This is a genomic window from Dictyobacter alpinus (genome assembly GCF_003967575.1).
GTDB lineage: Bacteria > Chloroflexota > Ktedonobacteria > Ktedonobacterales > Ktedonobacteraceae > Dictyobacter > Dictyobacter alpinus.
Map to the genome: position 1 here is coordinate 19894 of NZ_BIFT01000002.1, position 16859 is coordinate 36752.

A 16859-nucleotide genomic window follows, 5' to 3' on the forward strand; every position below is an offset into this window, starting at 1 on the left:
ACTACAGGGACTAGCAGTGCAAATGTATCTAAGCCTCATGCTCTTTAGTTCTTTACGTTGAGATCAATAAGAGCGTAGTGATCGTTTCCATATCGTTCTTACGCCTTCTCTAGTATGAGCTCAAACCGCTACCGTACTCCACTTCGTTTTCACATCGTTTCCTCATCATCTTTACACTGTTTCAAACATTAGAGTGTGTTTGCTTGGCCGAAAGATGCCGATAGAAGAGAGCAAGGGAATGATGAAGACTCTTCGTTCTCCTCTTTCTCCATGCTTCAATACTACCTAATTTTTCTTCTTTCAGAATAGATCATTAGGTATCATTTTAAGTATCAACAAGTATCATATTGCTGTAAATACGAACTTTAAACGGCTCATGCGCACTTTGTGTGGGAAGACACATCGTGATGAAGAACTCGCAGACGGAGCAAATCAAAATGAGCTCGTCCATACATTTGTCGTTTGATCAACTTGAGTCGATTCACCTGGCCTTCAACCATGCCGTTGCTCCAAGGCAGGATCAAGCCCGCTTCAACTGCCTCAATGTCCGATTTGATGCCTTTAGCAAAGGAATGAAGATCCGCCAGCGACGTTGCAAGGACGGCATCCAGCCAGGCATCAAGCTGGCCTCCAGAGCGCGTGCGCAGCATCTCGGCAAATTGCTGAACGAGTTGGTAGGCCAGAGCGACTTCTTCATGGATTTGACACAGATGTTCAAGAGAGTGTTGCTCTTTTGCTGTCAGCTTCTCAGGTCGACGAAGAAAAAGCCACATGGCCTCTCGCGGGGAAAGAGCCACATGAGGCTGCACATCTTTCTCGGAGGGAATGCGTTGCCATTTCTGTTCTTTTGGGAAAACACGCAAAAGAATATGCCTCATCGCCTCATATGACCCCTGATATCCTCTTTCCCGAATCTCTTGATGAAGCTGGACCATATTGAAACACCCTTGAGCCCTTCTTTGCTGGAGATAAGGAAGAAAACGATCAAGTTTACTCGACTGTTGACGGGATTTGCGTTTGGGAAAGTGCCCTGCTGCTAACCAACTCTGAACCGTGCTGGAGCCCATGCCAAGACGATCTGCTATGGCTTGATGAGACCATCCTTGCTCTCGCAGCGTGATGACTTGTTCATAGCGAGCCAGCCGTTCCTCTTCTCTCACCACTCGAATAGCTGCGAGTTCGGGAGTGACCTTGAGAGGTTGTTTGATGGGAGGACCAGCTTTCTGCTTTTGGTTCCCTTCTTGTGAAACTTTAGTGGCAGGCTTTCGGCGAAAAGCAAGAAGATGACGGGTGAGCAGCTTCTGGACAGCATCACCCAGATTTTTCAACAGATGGAAACGATCGGCTACCTGAATGGCTCCCGGTGCGCCTTCGCGAAGTCCTTCTGCATAATTGCCCCCACGATCACGGCTGGCAATTTGTACCCCAGGGTGCTCGCGCAGCCAGTTTGCCAGGATCTCCGCTTCCCGATCAGGCAACAGATCCACTGGCTGATGGCGCTGGAGTTCGATGAGAATAGTTCCATAGGTATGCCCTCGTCTCCACGCCCAGTCATCAATGCCAAGGACCTGGGGAACAGGAGTTGGAGGCAAAGGAGTTCGTCGAAGCAAGCGTAATAAGGTATCACGACTTACTTGACATGCAAGTGTCGCGGCCATGTGAGCTCCTGGCTTGCCTCCAAGGCTGAAAGCCAGTTCTCGCAATACATGGGGTTGGCGAAGTGTTCGTTGTGCATAGGCCACGACGAGCCCAGCAAATGACTCGGCAAACGTTTTGCGCTCGCGCTGGGTATTTTGGCACAAAAAACGGCGAACATGGAGGTGTAAACGGACAGAGGACGTCAGGCAAGGCAAATCCGCTGGCTTGCGCACATAAGAACCATGCACCTTGGTTGATGAACAGGCACATACTGGGCACTCTGCACATAATCGGGTTGATCGGAGAGAAAAGATCAACACATGGTCCTCAATGGTCACATCTTCGATGATCACATCGGGATTATCAGGAAACAAGACGCTTGTGAGAAGATCCATTGGTACTTTCATGAAGAGGAAGATAATAGCGAGAAAACCTCCTTTATTTTATCACATTTTGAGCTCCCACACAAAGTGCGCATGAACCGCAGAATGTGCAAATTTACACATGCATCAACGCTTCCAAGAGATCTGGGAGGAGTTGTGTTCAAGTGAAAACAATCTCCATGAATAATGATTAACGTTTCTCAAGAGATCTCCTTCGATCCCATCACCTGTTGGAGGATGGCATAATTGTCCCGTACCCTTTGAGTGAGCCTGTGTTCAGGACCCAGGTGTTGCTCCCCAATGTGTAGGGCGCGCTGGTACAGTGGTTCCGCCTGCGCATACTTGCCCTGTCCTTGATACAAGGTCGCCAAGCCGTTGAGCGAAGAAACCACCAAAGGATGGTCCGGACCCAGGTGCTGCTCTCTGATGTGCAGCGCACGCTGATAGAGCGATTCCGCTTGCGCAGATTTGCCCTGTCCTTGGTACAAGATCGCCAAGCCGTTAAGTGGATAGGCCACCTTTGGATGATCAGGACCCAGGCATTGCTCGCAGATGTGCAGGGCACGCTGATACAGCGGCTCCCCCTGTGCATACTGGCCCTGGGCTCTAGTACGTGCTCCCACCATATTCAACACAGTTGCGGCAGAGAGTTGCTGGGCGGCGGTCAGTTCCTGCAGGGTCAGGAGTGGGAGCACGTGGGGGAGCCAGAGAGTGAGGAAGGACGCATCATAGCGATCACTCGCCGTAAACTGGCTGACCAGCGTCTCCAGCCAGCGTGTCCGCCACTGCTGGAGCGTTGCTGCTGGAATGGTCGTGAAGGCAGGGGCAAGCAGCTGTACGGCAAAGGTATGGACGAGGGGATGACTGACTTCATACGCGGTCTGCGGACGCCGCAGCAGGCTGAGATTGACAAGCCGGCCCAGGCTCTGGCGCACCTCCTGCTCGGGACGCTCCAGGATGGGCTGGAGTAGGACCAGTGGAAAGGGCGCCAGAGCCAGCAAGCCGATAGCTGCCAGGGCCTGCTGCTCTTGAGGAGCCAGGGCGGCATAACTGCGCTGCAGGACCAGGTGAACACTTTGATATTGATGTTCACCCTGATGCAGGTGTGGGTGGGCCAGGACCTGCTGCCGCTCCTGCTCAAAGCTGGAGAGAAACTCGGATACCTCTTCGCCAGAGGTATCGAGATAGCTGCCAATGAGCTGGAGGGCCAACGGATAGCCGCCGATGGTCTGGACCAACCGGGTGACGCTCTCCTGATCGGCGGCGCGTGAGCCTGCGACAGCGCGCAGGAGCGCACAGCCCTGCTCCAGGGACAACAAGCCGACCTCACGCCGATGGGCGTGATCGGGCGCATCAGCTTTGCGCCGTGAGAGCAGCAACACGGTCCCACGCCCGGCCAGGTCGCGTAATGGCCGGACCTCAGACAAGACTTCCACGCCATCAAAGACGAGGAGCACGTGCTTACGACTGAGGACCCGCCGGGCGGCAGCCAGCGGGTCAGCAGCAGGCTCTTCCCCAAAGAGGCGCGCCAGGTGCTCGGCCATGCCCTCCAGGGAGGGAGTTGTGTAAAAGGAATGATAGAAGATGCCATCAGGATACCAGCTCGCAAAGTCCGGCTGCGTGACGAGGTGGGCCAACGCCTCGGTAACCAGCGCGGTTTTGCCCATGCCTCCCGGTCCACAAATACCAATGGTGCGGCCCACCGTCTGTGCGGCGTCGTGCAGCTGCTGAAGCAGCCAGGCCAGGTCCTGCTCACGACCCACAAACGTCTGGGTGCGTCCGGCCAGCAGGATCGCCGGGACCTGGGGGATCGGCGTCGCGGGCGCATAGGTGTGATAAGTAGCCTGGTTATTGTAGATGGCCTCGGCGTTCTGTTGCGCCTGCACATGCTGCTCTGGTTGCCAAAATTCGGTCATAGCTCCGGATCTCGTTTCTAGAACAGCTTATGAACGACCTCAATAGCGGCGATGACAGCTGGCACTAGAGTACTGGCCGCGGTCGCGCTCTCCAACAAGGTTTTGACCGTGCTCAGGTGGTCAAGCAGGTGCTGCTTATCGGGAGCCGGAAGTGTGGCCTGTTCCGACGCCTCAACAACCAGAGTCTGTGCAGTGGTCCCGAGGGTTGGGGAGAGGGACCCGGTCTGCATCGCCTGGATAATGACGGTGTGTAACTGCGTCAGTAAGCTAGCAAGATCAGCCGAGGATTGCGGAGGCGCAACGGTAAGCGTCTGGTCACTATTATAGATGGTCTCGGCGTTTTGTTATTGACCAACGATGTGCTGATGCCCTTGGTGGAACTCTGCCATATGGGCCTCCTTGGGTGATACACGATCTGAATATAGTGTGGGGAGAGACAGCGTATTGACTCTCTTCTATGTAGAACGTGTAGGAGGGGCAAATATCACATGAAAACGAGACAATATGAAGTAAAATGATTTACAACAGAACGAAAAAACGCACAGAAGCAACATTGTCGCAATACATTCAATCAGATCGCTTTCTCAAACGGTGGGATTCTGAAAATCCCTTGTCTATCCATCTACCACGTCGAGGAACGGTGACGCGTGTTCATATCCTTGTAGTATATATTCCAAATGATCCTGTACTTTTTTCTCCGTCATACGTTTACTGCATGGATGCATATCGATGTATTATATTCGTGTGATGGAGAAGATCTGGTTATGAAGACCACCTCAAGAAAAGCTATTTCGATGTGGGAATGCCCTGAGTGCGGAGCAAACCGGACGCTCGCGCTGCATCGTGGCGTTCTCTGCTTTAAACTGCATGACAGGATCAAACGCAAAACGAAGGGGCAACCCGCCGCTTTGCGATGGGTTAGGCGGGACGGGATCTGGAAAATTGTTGGGGGAGGGGTCAGCAATGGAGAAAAGCCACAATGAACAACTATGTTCGCAAGCTTTTCGGAGTGCGGTTCCCGAGCAAGCCAATACCACAGATCGTTCGTATCCAACCGTCCCGTTTGCCTACCTCTCCCGAAGAATGGCGTCAGTATTGGCTTTCACAGGACCAACCTTGGCGAACAGAACCGGAGATAGATGCAAAACGGCAGGGGGAATTGAGTAGACATCGAGCTGCAAGTCCTGATATTGATAAGGGAATTTATTCCTTCAATAGGATAAAGCTCTCTCGTGCTGACGTGGAGTGGCTCTTGGCTACGCATGAAAATGGACGTGGACCAGTAATCTGGAGTGATGAAAGCCAACGCGGCCGCGAAGGGCTTGATCTACGTGGAGCTGACCTCCGTGATGTAGATTTGCACCAACTACCATTGGCTCGTTTGCGGGCAGGGTTAACATATCGAGAATGGCCCAATTCAACAGTTGAGCAACGTAACTGGGCGGTAGCTCGGTTGGAGAATGCCAACCTTCGAGAAGCGCAGTTAGCAGGTGCTTACCTTCGATGGACACGCCTCACTGGCACCTACCTCAGATGGGCAAATTTGGAGGAGGCTGACCTCAGAGGAGCCTCCCTCACAGGTACTTATCTGAGATTTGCTCGGTTGGAGAGAGCAGATCTTCGAGAAGCGCAGTTAGCAGGTGCGAATCTAAGAAGCGCTAAATTGGAAGGAGCTTATCTTACCGGCGTGATCATGGGTGACCAGGAAGGTATTGGGCCTTGGGTAGCTGACACTATATGGGAGAATGTAAATCTGGCAGTGGTAAAGTGGTCACAGGTGAAAAAACTTAGGGATGAATATGATGCCTTACAAGGGAAACTCAATGGGCAAGTTAAAGACCGTGCCATACGATTGGATGAACACGAAAAAGCTGTTCGGGCTAATCGTCAGCTTGCCCTTGCTCTTCAAGCTCAAGGGCTGAATGAACATGCGACACGATTTGCCTACCACGCGCAACGACTTCAGAGGCGTGTCTTCTGGTTACAGATGATCCAGCAGAGAGTGAAGCTGAGGCAACGAGGACAAGCACTAAGCTCTTGGCTCTTTTCCTGGTTCCTTTTTCTCATAGCAGGCTATGGCTATCGGCCTGAACGCAGTTTCCTCGCTTACCTCTTTATTATCGTCTTCTTCACGGTGTTCTATCACCAACTTGGTCCACAGCTTCTCTGGAACGAAGCTTTTGTAATCAGCATGACCGCCTTTCACGGACGCGGCTTCTTTCCCAGCACTTTCTCTCCTGGCGATCCCCTCGCCCTTGCCTCCGCCCTCGAAGCCTTCATTGGCCTGATCATCGAGGTAACGTTAATTGCTACAATCACACAACGCTTCTTTGGGAAGTAGTTGGCAGCAAGGAAACAGCACGGGAACTTGTTGGGGAAGACTCCAAAAAAGCCTATATTGGCTAAGGTAGCAATGAGATGACTCATTCCACTTGTTCCTCGGCGCAAGTTTGTTGGTATTCTCCACCTTTACTCGATGCTATGACTGTCAATTTACAAAACAGTGCTGAATGAAGCGTGAGGTCTTGATCGACCTCCTGAGTGGTTGGGCTGTTAAAGTTGACGTTAACATCATGTTTAGAGCAAAAAAAGACTAACGATGTTCCTGTTCCTCCAGCCAGCACTCGAAGCGTTCGATGTTGCTCTGCAGTTCGGCGCGAAATTGCTGGAGCGCACCAATCTTCTGATTCACTTCGGCCAGGTGCTGGTGCAGGATGGCCAGAACCTTCTGCTTGGGCTGTATCCCGCTGGAATCAGTGAAATAGAGGTCGATGACATCGCGAATCTCATCCAGGCTGAGTCCTAGTTTCTTCAACTGATCAATCTTCCGCAGACGCGCCAGGGTCTCCTCGCCGTAATAGTGCTGGCCATGGCCTTCACGCTCGCCGGGAGGGAGCAGTCCAATGCTCTCGTAATAGCGAACGGTGCGCGGGGTAACCCCGGCTCGTTCTGTTAGATCACCTATGCGCATGCGGTCATTCATTGCTCAACCTCGAATGTAACGTTAACGTCATGTTTTTATGATACAGTCGCGTTCGAATTTGTCAAGGGTTGTAGATTTGTATGCCTTGAGTTGTCCATATGCGGGGCTTCCGTATTAACCCATCAAGTGTTTGATCCCTTTTACGGTGAGTTGCCAGGCTTCTGAACTGGGGTCGATCAGTATAAAGTGATCGGCCTCCGGTAGTTCCAGTAGCTGAAACGTTATCTCCGGCTGCACTGGCTTTGTGGGCGTAGCTGCGGCTAATGCTGATCGGCACAACATCATCAATGCTCCCATGTACCAGTATCTGAGAGGTACCTGATGGTAGCAAGGCTGCCGGTGACGCCTGTACGTAGCGGGCGGGTTGTTCAGATGGACTGCCCCGCAGTAATTCCTGTACCACGTTCTGGCTGAGTTGAAGCTGCCATGCCTGCTCCAGATCGACGACCCTCGCCTGGCTGATGGCTCCTCTTAATTTTAGTGGCGTCTGGCTGGTATTGATTTCGCTGTCGGAAGGTAACAGGTGACGACAGGTCAGCCAGCAGGCCAGATGCCCTCCTGCGGAATGCCCCACGGCGACGACGCGCCGCAGATCCAACTGATAGATTGGAACCAGATCGTTCAGGTAATCTGTGGCGGCCGCAACATCCAGAAATGTCCCTGGCCAGGCACCACCGGGATTGCCGATGCGCCGGTATTCGATGTTCCAGGCGGCGATGCCCTGCGCGACCAGGTTTTGAGCCAGCCCCTGCATCAGCGTCAGATCATATGCCTTGCGCCAGAAGCCGCCATGGATCAATGCTACGACCGGATGTGGTCCAGGTCCTTCTGGTACATACAATTCACCATACTGAAATGGATCAGCACCATAGGCTAATCTGTCAAAAGAAGTGCCGGTCTGGCGTTGGCGCTGCTCTGAAGATTCACCCATTCATTTTTCCTTTAACCACCATGAGACGATTTGTATTCCGCTATCTGCGGCCTCATTGTATTATGTCACCGTATATTTTTCAAAATTCAAGTCAGACTAAGTGTTTCTTATAAATTTTTCCGATGCTTTTAGCATATAATAATCACATAGAGCATTAAATATTGCTTTCTATAATTCTAAGCAGCTGCGGCTAGGCAAAGAATACTCCACTCGCCTGGCATCTAAAGTGCTGCTATACTTTACAGGTAAGTATTGAATTCTAAATGCTACTATGCGATGATATGCTTTATAGCGTGAATATTTATGCAGTGCCAGATATGGATAGACCAGGAGTTTACAAATGGCGAGTGAACCAGCGCCAACCGTTTCGCTTTTTTACTGCTATGCCCAGGAAGATAGTTCCCCGCGTGAAGAATTAGCAAAGCATTTAATGCCGCTGATGCGTTCTGGTTCGATCAAGAGTTGGCATGATCGTATGATCAGGGCAGGTCAGCCGTGGGAACAGGAGTCAAAGAGACAACTGCTGGCGGCTGACATTGTTCTTTTGCTGATCAGTTCAGATTTTCTGGCTTCAGACTACTGTTATGATAAAGAAATGAAGCTGGCGATTCAGCGCCATGAAATTGGAAAATCACGCGTCATTCCCATTATTGTGCGCCATGTCCATTGGGCGGATGCGCCTTTTAGCCATCTGCAGGTTTTACCGCCTGATGGAATGCCTATTAGCGCCGCCGGTTCCTCATTCGAACGCGACAGGATCTTTGTGGATGTGGTAAAAGAGATTCAACGCGTGGTCAAGGAGCTGATTGCGCAGAAATGGTTCGTCAGGGGCAGTTCACTTCTGAGCGCAAAAGAGTATGAACAGTCGCTTTCGGCCTTTGACCAGGTTCTAAAATCATATGAAGGAAGCGCGCATAAGTATGCCGCTCTAATGGGATTGTGTAATGCATTGATGGCTCTCAATCGCACTACTGAAGTCCTGGATATTTGTGAACGTGCCATCAGGCTTAACCCTGGTCAGGGTACTGCTTATATGCATAAGAGTACTGTGTTGCTGCGCTCAAAGAGGTACCCACAAGCATTGGAGTCGAGTAATCTGGCTCTTTCCCATGGATTAAAAGATGTCATAGTGTATCGTAATAAGATAAGGGCATTAAGCGAAATGAAGCGCTATGCCGAGGCTATTGAGGTCTATGATCAATGTATTCGACTCGAACCAGCTAATGTAAACTGGCAGAAGGAAAAAGCGCAGTTGCTTGGCAAATTGAAGCGTTATAAAGAGGCGGTTAATGTCTATGAGCAGTGTATCAAGCTGGAACCGACGAACGTAACCTGGCTGATGGAAAAAGGGGCCTTGCTTTATCAATTGAAGCGTTACAAGGAGGCGCTGGCTGCATTTGAACAGGCCAATCAGTTAGATCCACGTCTGAACAAAGCATATATCAGCAGAGGAGATATCTTTTTCGAACTAGGACAATATGATCAGGCTATTTATGCGTATAAACAATCTATGCGTTTAAATGGAGACAATAGATATGTTCAGGAACGGTTTGCCGATGCTCAACTCCGATCGAGCAACTACAAGCAGGCCGCCGCCGCATATGAGCAATTGATACGCCTGCAGCCTGACAATACCTCTCATTATTTCCATAAATTTGAAGCTCTGGTGGGACTCCAGCAATATGGGGAAATGTTGTTGACATGTGAACAGATGTTACAGCGTGATGCGCACAACAGCCGGGCGCTGGCCTATAAAGCGCGGGCGCTGTTCGGATTAACACGTTATGAAGAGGCTTATGAGTATTGCCAGCAGGCATTGAAGCGTGATGCCAGTGACAATATTGCTAACGCTGTCAGAACCGATCTGGTAACCGTGGGTAAACAACAGCAGAAGTTATTATTGGTAGAGCATAGTTTACGTATAAATCCTTACGACACAATGGCATTGATTAAGAAAGCGGGTATCCTGTTTCAATTGAGGATGTATGCGGATGCGATTTTTGCTTGCGACCAGGCTCTTGCGTTGGATTCGCGTAGCCCTTTTGCCAATACCATAAAGCGCGATGCACTCTTTTATCTAGGGCGATATGACGAAGCATTTGAGTACGCGCAAAAAGTAATTAAGCTTGATCCCAACAATGCTGATGCGTATCATGAATTGGTAGAAATATTGCGCAAACAGGGAAGGACTGAGGAGGCTAAAAAAATTCAAGTGGCGGCCAGAAGCCGTGGTATATGGTAAAAAATCTTCTTCTATGTATTAAGAAGCACAAAGGGCTTGATGCGCTTATCTGTAACATCAAGCCCTTTGTGTAGCTGGACAATCTCAAGGTTATCCTGCGGTTTATGGCAGCGAGAATCTCTCTTGAGAGAGATAAGGTTTGTCCGCGGCGATGATGGGGTCGTTGGCGAAGTGGCTCTGCTGCCACCGTCTCTGCACTCCAAGCCGAGATTCCTGGACTCGGCGAGACCGTGGCCTTCGATGTGAAGCACCTGTATGCCTGGGTGAAAGAAAACAACATGCGTGCTTACGTCTCCGATCGCTTCAACAAAGATCAGGTTCTTGCTGGAGATCCCGACTATACGCTCGGCGTCAAGCACAGCACCAATCAGGAACAACCGGATGGTTCCACCAAAGAAAAAGGGGACTGCGCACCTCTCTGCCAGATGCCGAAGTACGCAAAGTGGCACGTACCCGTACCATCAGCACATTAACACAATTGGATGGTAACAGGGCACGCACCATTTTTGTGTTTCTCAGTGAAGCCCTGTTGACGGGGAAACCTGACCCCATTATCTCGTTCGAGAACGCTGACCTCAGCAATACCAAATGGAGTAAAGCCGATCTCAGCGGAGTCAACCTCATGAAGGCTAATCTCAGTGGAGTCAACCTCATGAAGGCTAATCTCATGAAGGCCAATCTCAGCAGGGATATTCTCAGTGGAGCTGATCTCAATGGGGCCATTCTAGCCGAGGCTGATATCCGCGGGGCCAATCTCAGCGGAGTCAATCTCAGCGGGGCTAAACTTAGCGGGGCCAAACTTGGCGGTTCCGATCTCAGCAATGCCACGCTCCATGGGGCCTATCTTAACGGGGGGATCAAGCTCTTCCAAGGTAAGTTTGGTGAATTCAATACTGATCTAAGCGGGGGTAATCTCCGCTGGTCCGACCTCAGAGGGGCAGACTTCAGCATGGTTGATCTCAGCGGAGCCGATCTCAGCGGAGTTAATCTCAGAAATGCTCTCAATCTTAAACATACACTCCTCGACAAAACCCTGTTGCTTGGTGTCACAGGACTCACAACAAAACAAATTGCTCACTGCAAAGCCAACGGCGCAATCGTGGATGAAGAAGCCACACCATCAGCACCACCAGCGCAAAACGCCACAGCCATATCTCCCCAAAAGGCCATTTTGCAAACCTCATTCATACAAGAAGCCGCACCCACGCAAGAGCATATCGCTGTTAAGAAGGAAGCACCCTCAGTGGCACCATCCTCAGATGATCACACCGCTCCATACTCGTCTTCCCAAGGTCCCCCTCTCTCTGCACTACCACAACAAGAATATTTCACGCCTCCGTTACCCTCCCAGGATAAGGGTTCATAACGCACTGGGGTGTAGGTCCGTGGACCCTTTCACATGACAAACTTCTCCACATCCCCCCACCCTTGACAGCAGGAAGAAGGCAGGTATCCTGTCACCTGACAGGTCAGGGACAAGAAGAACAGAAATGACAAATCTAGCATATTCATGAGAATAAATTTATACCTGTGTTACAATACATGCGCTCGTTCAAAATAGCAGAAGGGTGTAGTTTGACACATATATTGGCTCTGGCACAACTTTGGTGATTTCTGCCTGGTTGTTTTCGCACTCAGAACATATGTAAAACTCGCTGGCGGAGCAAATGAAAGCCAGCCCGGCCATACATCATCCGTTTGATCAGTTTCATTTTCGTTACTTGGCCCTCTACTGGTCCATTGTTGATAGAACGTGTCAGCCCTGATTGGACAGCAGCCTTATCGAGTTCCACACCTCTCGCAAAACGTTGGAGTTCAGGAATCTGGCTTTGCATGACCTGCTCTATCCAGGTCTCCAATCGTTCTCCTTCGCTATGTCGAAGCATCTGCCAAAAATCTTGCACAAAGCGATAAGTCATATCAAGGGTTGAGTGCGCTAAGCGAAAGGCATCGAGATCTTGCCTCTCAATTTCATTGAGTGTCTTAGGATCACGTACAAATAACCAGACTGCCGTGTTTGAAGTGTAGTAAGGCAGACGAGAATGTCCAGCAGAAAACAAAATGTCTATGTTTTTCAATGTTTCTAGAAACCGATAGACCATACGTTCGGAACCCCTAAATCCTTGAGCTGTGATTTCACGCCATAACGGTCGGCCATTGTGCTCGCCTTGCCGCCATCGTTTCAACACATAGGGCGCGTGTTGGTCAAAATCGCTCTGCTGTTTTCGACGCGGTCTCGTATCAGGAGCAACCTTTTTCTGAAGCCAATCCCGCACCGTTCGTGCTTTCATCCCAAGATGGTTCGCAATTTCTTGCGATGTCATCTTTTGCTCAGAGAGAATCATCACGTGTTGATAACGGTCTTGCCGCTCTGCACGTCGTGTGGCAATGGTTTGTTTGATGCTCGCTTCTTGCGCTGGACGCCATTCCTCAATAGGAAGGGAGACAGTTGCCTTTGTCAGTTCAGAAACATCTTCCTCCTGTCCGTGTCCTTTCATCTCTGGCAGGACACGGGCAAGAAGATTTTGGACTGCTTCTGTCATGTTTTTGGCGATGTGAAAACGGTCGGCTACCTGTACCGCTTGAGGCGCTCCTTGAGATGCTGCCGATGCATACTCACTTCCTCGATCACGGCTCACGATGGTAATTTCTGGATGAGAACGCATCCATGTAGCAACTGTTTCGACCAGACGATTGGGCAAGACGTTCGGTGAACGATCAGCACATGTCTCCTTCACGTCGCCATCTCAGGGAGTAAATATGACGATGCACCGCCACATTTCCAACACAACAAGAGGGGCCATGTCCCCACCGGCATCTTCTGTTTTCGCATGCCGATCTCACCACATCCGCTCTCTCATGTGTTGCAAAAGCAGAAGCGCAGCCCCGGAAATGCCCCTATTCATGCCATCCGAAAAAGTGCGTGTTTTTTCTGATCCACCCCACTCTCACTTTCTCCTCCGTTCCTGCTATCCTGTGAATACAACGATCGTCGTCATTGTATCTATACATACAAAGGAGATACCCCATTTATGAACACACCACATTTTCCACTACCAAGGTGGATCCTGCACGAGAAAAAAGGCAGCCTTTACTGGAAGGAAAAACTTTCAGGGAGCCCGGATGAAAAGGCATCGAGCCATTGGGAGATATGGTCCTGTTGAGCATCTCCCAGCTGGGTATAGTGCTCCAGGCTTTCCTGAGCAAGAGATCGTGCCTCTTCCCAGCGGCTTTGCTGAGAAGCAACCCGGGCTAACCCAAAGAGCGCGCGCGCAATGAGCTCTGGCGCTTGAATATGCTGTGCTCCCACAAGCATATGCTCAAACATCTCTTTCGCTTCGGTGAAGCGCTTTTGCTCCAGGTAAAGCCAACCATACTCTCCCTGCGTTTCAGCGATCAGCCAGGAATGTTGTATCTCCTGAGCCAGTGTCAAACCCTCATCAAGGTAGTACTGCGCCTGTTCCAATTGACCAAGCAAACGGTAGATGATACCCAGATTTTGTGAGATAGAACTGATCCGATAGCGGTTGTGTACCTGTTGAGCTAAGGCTAAACTCTCAAGAGAATATGTCAACGCTTGATCGTACTGCTGCTGGTGAATCGCGAGCATCCCAAGATTCATCAATAGGGCACTCTGGCGACCCAGATGAGTACTCTGCTGCGCATACGAGAGCCCTTCGCGATAGAGCACTTCTGCTTGCTCATAATCACCACGTCGCACCAACTGTATCCCTAAATCTTGCAAAAAAGCACTTGCCATTGCCCAATCATGCCGACGCACTGTAGCCGCTAGCCCTTCCTGGTATAGTGATGCGGCCACTTGATAGTTGCCGAGATTGTCTTGTATTTGCCCCAGATGAACTAAGGAAAAGCAAAGTGTCCCCTCATCATGTGTCTGTCTGGCGAGCTCTGCACCTTGCTCTAAATACTGAAGAGCCTGCTGATCATGACCAAGATCACTCATCATGAATCCGGCATGGACAAGAAATGCGGCTTCAAGCGACGAATGAGAGTTGTGTGCAATCATAAGTCCTTGCAAATAGGCATTTTTAGCCTCTGTGAGCTGGCTATACTGTTCGGCCACCAATCCAATATAATACCAGATCGGCACGAGGAGCGCTTGCTCCTCTCCTCCATTCCACTGCTCGATATGCTGGAGTACAGAATGTGCATGTAGAAGATAGCGATCATCATATACCCCATGATGTTTCTCCTGGAACGGGAGAAGGCTAGCCGAGATGAGAGCAACATCCCGAGAGATCCAGAGATGGGAAGTTGTCTCGTCCATGGTGGCTTTCAAAATAACCTGGACTAATCGGTGTAGTGAGAGTGTATGCGATTGCGGCTGCCTGTATAACAGCGAATATTGTAAAGCTTCTCCTAGAACGTGATTAAAACGGTAGGCATCGTTCACGGCAAGATCAAGTGCTGGCCCGAAGAAGACTTCCTTTCGCGTGAAAAGATCTTCTGGAATAGCATCCGGGGCCAGAAAAGCGCAGAGCCGCAGCAAATCGGCGGCTGCCTCATTCACCTCCATCAACTTCTGGAATGAGAAAAGAATTGTTTTGACCACTGAATAAGGATGCTCAGCCAATGCAGAACGCTCATCAAGCAACTGGATGTGATGGCTCTGATACATATGAAGATAGTCTGTGAAACTACATCCCGTTCGCTCAATATAGGCTCCCGCTTGATCGAGTGCAAGTGGCAATCCACCCATTGTCTCAACGACCGCCTTCGCGACCTTCAGTAGTTCAAGGCTATCCTGCTCGGATAACGAACGCATATCACTGCCCCCAGTTCGACGAAGAAGAAATTGGATACCTTCCTCACACGAGAAAGGAGGAAGTTCAAAGGCGAGCGCAACGCCATCTAAAGCGTGCAGGCGTGTCGTAATCAAGATCGCACCTTGCCTGGTCGTTGGAAGAAAAGGTTTGACAAGAGAGAGAGATTCAACATTATCAAAAATCAGCAACCACTCTTTGTGGGTGGCACACCAGTGTAGAACGGCTTTAATGATCTTATGACGGTCTTTTTCTTCATGCTCAGGCAAGTGCAACTGCTCAGCGATAGTCGTAAAGCTAGCGTCGATAGTATCAATCGTTTCAGCAGCGACCCAGAAGACCGCTCGATATTCAAACGCGTACTGATAGGCATATTCGAGGGCCAGTTGAGTTTTGCCAATGCCACCGAGCCCTTTAATGGCCTGTGGTTGGCTGAGAGTGGCTCCACGCGTTCTCGATTCTTCTTTCTGTGATTGAGGTGCGAGTTGCTGGGCAAGCCAATCAAGCAACTCGTCGCGCCCGGTAAAATGTGGATTGCGCCTATAGGGCACAGTCCAGAGCGTACTTTTGTCTGGAGGGGAGGCGCTGGAGCTCTCCACTGCTGCTAATGTTCCTTTCTCGTTGGTTGTCGACGGGGTCTTTTCTTCGAGTAGCCCCAATTGTTGGGCGCTTTTGCCAAAAAGGGTACAAATTTTCGCACGGAAATACGGGTTGGGTGTGGTGATGCCTCGCTCCCAGCGGCTCACGTTATTCTGTGTGGTCCCTAAGCGATCGGCAACCTCTTGCTGCGACCACTGGCGTTGCTGTCGTGCTTCGATCAAAGGTATCCGTACCTTAGGTGTCACCATTCCTCTCCTTTGTTGCTTGTGATGGATGGTTGAAGAGAACAAGCGTGAGAAAGTCTTCGTCTTCTGCTTCTTCAGCATATGACAAGAAAAATGTCATACGATTTGTATTATATGATGTTATTATTTGCTACACAAGTAAGGTAAAATTTACTTAAGAAAGGATATTCTCTCTATGCCAGTATGGTAAATATTGCGTATGTTTTATCTAAAGCCCAAAGCAAAGGTAGGGCGCGTTTGCTTCAGGGCAACCGACTAGTCTAGAGGCAGAAGAAGAGCTCTTGTCACTCAAATCTTGATATAGCGCATGTTGATTGCAAGGTCATCCTCGAGCATCGTAGAGAGAACCTGCATCGTGCTTCCATGCAAGAGCATTCAGTTAGTTGTTTCAATCAGTTATTGCATCTTTTTAGCTAAGAATATAGCTCTAAAATGAGAAATAACTTTTGTATTTTTCAACACTTTTCATCGTAGTAATTTTTTCATATTATTACTTCAGATGATATATTATTAATAAAAACATCTTGTGATTTTTACACTTTAATTGAATTGAACGGATTAAAGTTATAAAAAGACGTTTTGTATTTTTAGTGGTTGTATTGCTCATCATCGTCTCTTTCGTGAAATTACAAACACCAACTGCCTACGCAGCAGATCACCACACATCCCTGTCTCACACATCATCTTCATCACAGCTCGTTCATCCACATACTTCAGGTGGAGGATGTTATAAAGGACACATCCATGTCACATCTCGATCGCGCTGGACACCGTGCCAGCCTCAACCTCTTTTTCCTCGCCGCCACTCTCGCACTCCATCAACAGCGTCATAGCCTCACCTATGCACACACTCTGGACACGCCTGCAGGTTATGCCTCTCCCTCGTCCAGATCATTTTGACGCCGCTCTCCAACCCATCGTCGCCCACGTGCTCACTTCGTGCCCAAACGCCTCCATCCACACCGACCAGCTGGCCACCTTTCTGCTCACACCATTGAAGCCATAGCAGCCAGCACCCTCTCACACAGCAGTGAGCAGGAACGGTTTGAGCGCCGGCCCTGCTCACTGCTGTTCACCTCTCACGTCGTGTTCACACATTCATCTCATCTATCGATCAAAAAATGACACAAGGAGGCT

The 16859-nt window shown here is 50.0% G+C and carries 11 protein-coding genes and 1 pseudogene; 5 read left to right on the forward strand and 7 right to left on the reverse strand.

Annotated features, from left to right (window positions below; translation table 11 throughout):
* Nucleotides 1-374: 374 nt before the first annotated feature.
* The 3 genes from EL633_RS22315 to EL633_RS22325 all read right to left on the reverse strand — a co-directional run bounded on the left by EL633_RS22315 (nt 375) and on the right by EL633_RS22325 (nt 4167).
* Nucleotides 375-2045: an ISL3 family transposase gene (locus tag EL633_RS22315; RefSeq protein WP_126629519.1), complete on the reverse strand. Its 1671-nt coding sequence runs from the start codon at nt 2043-2045 to the stop codon at nt 375-377.
* Nucleotides 2046-2221: 176 nt separating this feature from the next.
* Nucleotides 2222-3937: a tetratricopeptide repeat protein gene (locus EL633_RS22320; RefSeq protein ID WP_126629520.1), complete on the reverse strand. Its 1716-nt coding sequence runs from the start codon at nt 3935-3937 to the stop codon at nt 2222-2224.
* Between the two features lie 17 nt (nt 3938-3954).
* Entirely contained in the window at nt 3955-4167 is a 213-nt protein-coding gene (locus EL633_RS22325; RefSeq protein ID WP_126629521.1) for a hypothetical protein, read from the reverse strand.
* Between the two features lie 1022 nt (nt 4168-5189).
* Between EL633_RS22325 and EL633_RS22330 the strand changes: the two genes are divergently transcribed.
* Nucleotides 5190-6278, forward strand: coding sequence for a pentapeptide repeat-containing protein (locus EL633_RS22330; RefSeq protein ID WP_161982344.1), 1089 nt, complete (start codon nt 5190-5192; stop codon nt 6276-6278).
* A 252-nt stretch (nt 6279-6530) separates the two neighbouring features.
* On the opposite strand, the gene EL633_RS22335 is transcribed toward EL633_RS22330, so the two are convergent.
* Both EL633_RS22335 and EL633_RS22340 read right to left on the reverse strand, forming a co-directional pair.
* Entirely contained in the window at nt 6531-6920 is a 390-nt protein-coding gene (locus EL633_RS22335) for a MerR family transcriptional regulator (RefSeq protein WP_126629523.1), read from the reverse strand.
* Between the two features lie 61 nt (nt 6921-6981).
* Nucleotides 6982-7851 carry an alpha/beta hydrolase family protein gene (locus EL633_RS22340; RefSeq protein WP_246039230.1) on the reverse strand — a complete coding sequence of 290 codons (870 nt, stop codon included), beginning with the start codon at nt 7849-7851 and terminating at the stop codon, nt 6982-6984.
* Nucleotides 7852-8191: 340 nt separating this feature from the next.
* On the opposite strand from EL633_RS22340, the gene EL633_RS22345 reads away from it, so the two are divergent.
* The 3 genes from EL633_RS22345 to EL633_RS22350 all read left to right on the forward strand — a co-directional run bounded on the left by EL633_RS22345 (nt 8192) and on the right by EL633_RS22350 (nt 11459).
* A complete protein-coding gene (locus tag EL633_RS22345; protein ID WP_126629524.1) occupies nt 8192-10093 on the forward strand; it encodes a tetratricopeptide repeat protein in 1902 nt (633 codons plus the stop codon).
* 278 nt (nt 10094-10371) lie between these two features.
* Nucleotides 10372-10566 carry a hypothetical protein gene (locus EL633_RS37590; RefSeq protein WP_246039231.1) on the forward strand — a complete coding sequence of 65 codons (195 nt, stop codon included), beginning with the start codon at nt 10372-10374 and terminating at the stop codon, nt 10564-10566.
* Entirely contained in the window at nt 10536-11459 is a 924-nt protein-coding gene (locus tag EL633_RS22350) for a pentapeptide repeat-containing protein (protein WP_161982345.1), read from the forward strand. Before EL633_RS37590 ends, EL633_RS22350 begins: the two co-directional genes overlap by 31 nt.
* A gap of 268 nt (nt 11460-11727) precedes the next feature.
* Here EL633_RS22350 and EL633_RS22355 read toward each other — a convergent pair.
* Together EL633_RS22355 and EL633_RS22360 are read right to left on the reverse strand one after the other, a co-directional pair.
* Nucleotides 11728-12801: pseudogene (locus EL633_RS22355) on the reverse strand (ISL3 family transposase); the annotation flags it as partial.
* Between the two features lie 383 nt (nt 12802-13184).
* Nucleotides 13185-15725, reverse strand: coding sequence for a tetratricopeptide repeat protein (locus tag EL633_RS22360; protein ID WP_161982346.1), 2541 nt, complete (start codon nt 15723-15725; stop codon nt 13185-13187).
* 741 nt (nt 15726-16466) lie between these two features.
* On the opposite strand from EL633_RS22360, the gene EL633_RS36675 reads away from it, so the two are divergent.
* The gene (locus EL633_RS36675; RefSeq protein ID WP_161982347.1) at nt 16467-16622 is read left to right on the forward strand and encodes a hypothetical protein; all 156 of its coding nucleotides are present in this window, start codon (nt 16467-16469) and stop codon (nt 16620-16622) included.
* Nucleotides 16623-16859 lie beyond the last annotated feature (237 nt).